Annotated in this window: 6 protein-coding genes; 2 read left to right on the top strand and 4 right to left on the bottom strand. The window is 69.3% G+C overall.

From position 1 onward, the window contains the following. Positions 1-90: 90 nt before the first annotated feature. On the bottom strand, positions 91-270 hold the full coding sequence (locus ACNFOC_RS51660) for a hypothetical protein (protein ID WP_416965913.1): 180 nt from the start codon (positions 268-270) through the stop codon (positions 91-93). 137 nt (positions 271-407) lie between these two features. Between ACNFOC_RS51660 and ACNFOC_RS51665 the strand changes: the two genes are divergently transcribed. Further along, positions 408-1,052, top strand: a complete 645-nt coding sequence (locus ACNFOC_RS51665) for a protein-tyrosine phosphatase family protein (RefSeq protein ID WP_416965917.1) — start codon at positions 408-410, stop codon at positions 1,050-1,052. A gap of 19 nt (positions 1,053-1,071) precedes the next feature. Here ACNFOC_RS51665 and ACNFOC_RS51670 read toward each other — a convergent pair whose 3' ends face one another. The 3 genes from ACNFOC_RS51670 to ACNFOC_RS51680 form a co-directional block, all read right to left on the bottom strand. Continuing rightward, complete coding sequence (locus tag ACNFOC_RS51670; protein WP_416965914.1) at positions 1,072-1,902, bottom strand: SAM-dependent methyltransferase; 831 nt, start codon at positions 1,900-1,902, stop codon at positions 1,072-1,074. Positions 1,903-1,998: 96 nt separating this feature from the next. After that, positions 1,999-2,253 (bottom strand): DUF397 domain-containing protein, encoded by a 255-nt coding sequence (locus ACNFOC_RS51675; protein WP_019060458.1) that lies wholly within the window; start codon positions 2,251-2,253, stop codon positions 1,999-2,001. Beyond that, on the bottom strand, positions 2,254-3,114 hold the full coding sequence (locus ACNFOC_RS51680) for a Sco1979 family transcriptional regulator (RefSeq protein WP_416965915.1): 861 nt from the start codon (positions 3,112-3,114) through the stop codon (positions 2,254-2,256). Positions 3,115-3,436: 322 nt separating this feature from the next. Between ACNFOC_RS51680 and ACNFOC_RS51685 the strand changes: the two genes are divergently transcribed. Further along, the coding region (locus ACNFOC_RS51685) for an ATP-binding protein (RefSeq protein ID WP_416965916.1) at positions 3,437-4,103 on the top strand (667 nt) is incomplete at its 3' end.

Raw genomic sequence — 4,103 nt, forward strand, 5'->3', positions numbered from 1 at the left:
GCCGAGTGGTCCTCGCCCGTAGGCGTCGTAGGCAACGTAGGTGGCGTAGGAGTCGTAGACGCCGTACGGACGGGGGTTTCTGACTGTCCGTCAGATGCCGTGCACTGTCAAGGTCGTTAGGCCGCCGTAGGAGACGACGGTGAGGTCGGTGATGTCCGAGGCCGGAATGCCGGTGCGGCAGATGCAGACGGTGCTCGTGATGCTCGTGCGGCGGCCGGGGTTCGTGTTCCGCGCGGCGGGCCCGCGCCGCGAGCCCGGCCTCCAGGACATGCACCGTGCGCCCGCCGCACTTGGGGCAGACCGCGTCGGCGAGGGGCGACCTGAGCGCCTTCCCCTCCTCGTCGACGTACTCCTGCGTGGTCAGGCCGAAGGCGTCGATCCGACCGCGCTGCGGCGCCAGGCGCGCGATGAGGCTGTTCCTCGCCGTCGCCCTCGGCTACGTCGCCCTGTGGGCCACCGGCGCGCTGGGCATCCTCGCGTTGTCGTACTGGGCGCGTGAGGAGACCCCGCCACCTCCGGGGACCCGTACCGTGCAGGGCATCCACCACTTCCAACCCGTCGACACCGACGGGCAGTTGTGGCGGGGCGCCGCTCCCTCACCCGGCGGCTACCGGGAGTTGGCCCGCCTCGGCTTCACCACGGTCGTGGATCTGCGGGCGGAGGACCTGACCGCGGCCCGGCTCGCCGAACCGCGCAGGGCCGGGCTGGACGTCGTACGACTACCCATTCGTGACGGGCAGACGCCAACTCCCGTGCAGGTACGGCGGTTTCTCGATGTCGTCGCGTCGGCGGCCGGGCCGGTGTTCGTGCACTGCGGTGCGGGGGTGGGCCGTACGGGGACGATGGCGGCGGCGTATCTCGTGCGGACCGGGGAGGAGTCGTCGGCGAGGGCGGTCCGGCGGAATCTCGCCGTCGGACCGCCCTCGATCGAGCAGATCTACTACGCACTGAGCCTCGGTCCGGGCCCGGGCCGGCTGGAGCAACCGCCGTTGCCGGTGGTCGCCGTCAGCCGACTGGTGGACGCGCCACGACGCATGTTGTCGTGGTTCTGAAGCCCGACACCAGGCGGGGTCAGGGCTTGCGCCCCACCGCCCCGTACCCGGGAATCACCCCGTCGTCCTGGCCCGGCACCGGCTCGCCCAGTTCCGGATGCCACCGGTCGACCACCGCCACGCCCGGCTCGACCAGGTCGAGGCCGTCGAAGAAGCGGGCGAAGCCGGTGCGGGAGCGGAGGGCCAGGGTGATGCCCGCCGCCGTGAGTTTCTCGACCGCGGCCGTCGACTCCTCCGGGGTGAAGTCGGCGGTGGCGTGGGTCATCATCAGGTAGCTGCCGGTGGGGAGTTGGGACAGCAGCCCGTCGACCAGCTCGTGCGCGCCGTCCTCGTCGGGGACGAAGTGCAGCAGCGCGACGAGGGACAGGGCGACGGGCCGGGTGAGGTCGAGGACCTGCCGAGCGCCCTCGATGATCACGTCCGGCTCACGCACGTCGGCCCGCAGATACGCGGTCGCACCCTCGGGTGTGCCGCGCAGCAGAGCCGCCGACTGGGCCGGCACGATCGGGTCGTTGTCGCAGTAGACGACCCGCGCGTCGGGCGCGATGCCCTGCGCGATCCGGTGCAGGTTCGGTTCGGTCGGGATGCCTGTGCCGATGTCCAGGAACTGCCGTACGCCGTGCTCGGTGAGCCAGCGGGTGGCCCGGTGCATGAACGCGCGGTTGACACGTGCCATGACCGGCACCCTCGGGTCGAGGGCGAGCATCTGGCGGCCCATCTCCTCGTCGACGGGGTAGTTGTCCTTGCCGCCGAGGTACCAGTCGTACATGCGGGCGGGGTGGGGCCTGCTGGTGTCGATCTCGTCGGTCTTGTCTGTCTCGTCGATCCTGTCGGTGGGCCGCACGGTCATGGCGTGCTCCATAAGCTCTTAAAGCAACATGTGATCAAGTCAGTACCAAAATAAGGAGGTTCGGTAAGGAGAAAGCATTCAGCACAGATGGCCGGCTCAGGACAGCAAGAAATCCGCCTCGCCCGCTTTCGCCCCCTCGATGAAGGCCGTCATCTCGTCGGTCGTGTAGATCAGGGCCGGCCCGTCCGGGTCGGTGGACTGACGGACGGCGATCCGGCCGTCGGCGAGCTTCATCGCCTCCAGGCAGTTGCCGCCGTTGCCGCCGCTCCACGGCTTGTGCCAGCCTTCGCTTCCCAAGTCCCGCGCGGGCATACCGTTGTAGACGCTCATACGCGGCTTGATGCGATCCATTCACAGCTCCTTGCGGAGATCCTTGAGGATCTCCTTCGTGCGATGTGCCGTAGCGGCCTGCGCCGCCATGCGGTCCATGACCTCGAGATGGGTTCCCACCTCTTCGCGCGCGTCCAGATAGACGGCGCCGGTCAGGTACTCGCTGTAGACCATGTCCGGGAGTTCTGACATGGCAAATCGGAACAGCACGAAGGGCCCGTACGTGCCTGGGTGCGGCCCCGAGGAGAACGGGGCGACCTGCAAAGTCACGTTGGGCAGCTTCGTGGCGTCGAGCAGTTTGTCGATCTGGGCACGCATCACCTCCGGGCCGCCGACCGGGCGGCGCAGGGCGGTCTCGTCCATGACGACCCAGAAGCGGGGCGCGTCGGGACGGGTCAGCAGGTCCTGGCGCTGCATGCGCAGCGCGACATGACGCTCGATGTCGTCGGGTTCGGTCTGGCCGATGGCACCGGACTTCAGCACGCCTCGGGCGTAGTCCTCGGTCTGTAGGAGTCCGGGCACGAAGTGCGGTTCGTACGCCCGGATGAGCGCGGCCGCGCCCTCCAGGCTGACGTGCATCGAGAACCAGCCGGGCAGGATGTCGTGGAAGCGCTGCCACCAGCCGGGCCTGTTGGCCTCCTCGGCCAGGTGGACGAAGGCCTCGGCCTCCTCGTCGGAGACGCCGTACGACTTCAGGAGGAGCTGGAGGTAGGGGATCTTGAGAGAGACCTCCGCCATCTCCATACGGCGGACCGTGGCGGGCGCGACGCGGAGGACGCGGGCGGCCTCCTCGCGCTTGAGCCCCGCGCGTTCCCGCAGGTCCAGCAGGCGCCGGCCGAGGACGACCTGGCCGACCGTCGGTGCGGACCGCGGCTCGCTCACGCTCCACCTCCACGAATGAGTCTTGAGTGCCGAGTAAGGGATTGAGTACTGACAGCGCATGCGTCCGTACAGTCCGTCGACAGGGTTCTCACGGACCGACGAACCGATCCCGGCCCGACGCGACGATCCCGGCGAACCGAATCCTGACAGCCCTGCGGCGCCATTCGAAGACTCATTCGAAGATCGGAACAGACCTCCGGAGATCCCAACTGGCGCCGCGCGACTTCCTGTTGCGAGCAGTGTGCCACGACCGTGCAGACCGTCATACGGCACTCTGCATATTTCATAGTGACACTTGCCAAGTGTTCACGGCGGGGCGATAGTGGCAAGCGTGATTCCGTCCGCGCCCTTAGGAACAGACGCCGCCGCAGGCCGCCTCGGTCTCGGTGCCGCCGCGGGAGCCGTCCCTGGTGGGGCCGCTGCCGAGCGCCGGTTCCGGTTCGAGCTGGCCGCACATCCGGGTTCCCCGGCCCAGGCGAGACGCCTGACGCGGGCCCGGCTGTCCGGCTGGTCCGTGTGCGAGGACACCTGCGACACGGCGGTACTCGTCGTCTCCGAGCTGGTCACCAACGCGATCGTGCACACCGCGAGCAGCCACATAGTCTGCGAGCTGCACGACGGCGACGACCTGGTGCGGATAGCCGTCCGTGACGAGGGCTGTGCTCCCGGTGAGCCCCGCCCGTCCCCGCAGCGGCCCGACGAGGAGCACGGGAGGGGACTGCTCCTCATCGACGGGCTGTGCCGCGCTTGGGGCGCCCAGGAACACGGACCCGGCCTGCTGGTCTGGGCCGACCTGCCACGGCAGGCGGACCCGGCGCACGGCCACCACCCGGCCCCCGGCCACGACAGTTCCGTACCGCACAACGACCTGGGTTGGGGCGCACGACCCAAGCCGGGCCCGTCAGGCGGTTCGGGCGACGAGGACGAGGCGACGGCACACTTCGGGGCCTTCGAGGATCTGGGCGTATTTCCGGGGCGGGGTCATGGGC

Source organism: Streptomyces colwelliae (assembly GCF_048158785.1).
Classification (GTDB): Bacteria; Actinomycetota; Actinomycetes; order Streptomycetales; family Streptomycetaceae; genus Streptomyces.

Excerpts from the sequence above, each read along its gene's own strand:
- ACNFOC_RS51660 (WP_416965913.1), bottom strand. The coding sequence starts at position 270 with ATGTCCTGGAGGCCGGGCTCGCGGCGCGGGCCCGCCGCGCGGAACACG.
- ACNFOC_RS51665 (WP_416965917.1), top strand. The coding sequence starts at position 408 with ATGAGGCTGTTCCTCGCCGTCGCCCTCGGCTACGTCGCCCTGTGGGCC.
- ACNFOC_RS51670 (WP_416965914.1), bottom strand. The coding sequence starts at position 1,902 with ATGACCGTGCGGCCCACCGACAGGATCGACGAGACAGACAAGACCGAC.
- ACNFOC_RS51675 (WP_019060458.1), bottom strand. The coding sequence starts at position 2,253 with ATGGATCGCATCAAGCCGCGTATGAGCGTCTACAACGGTATGCCCGCG.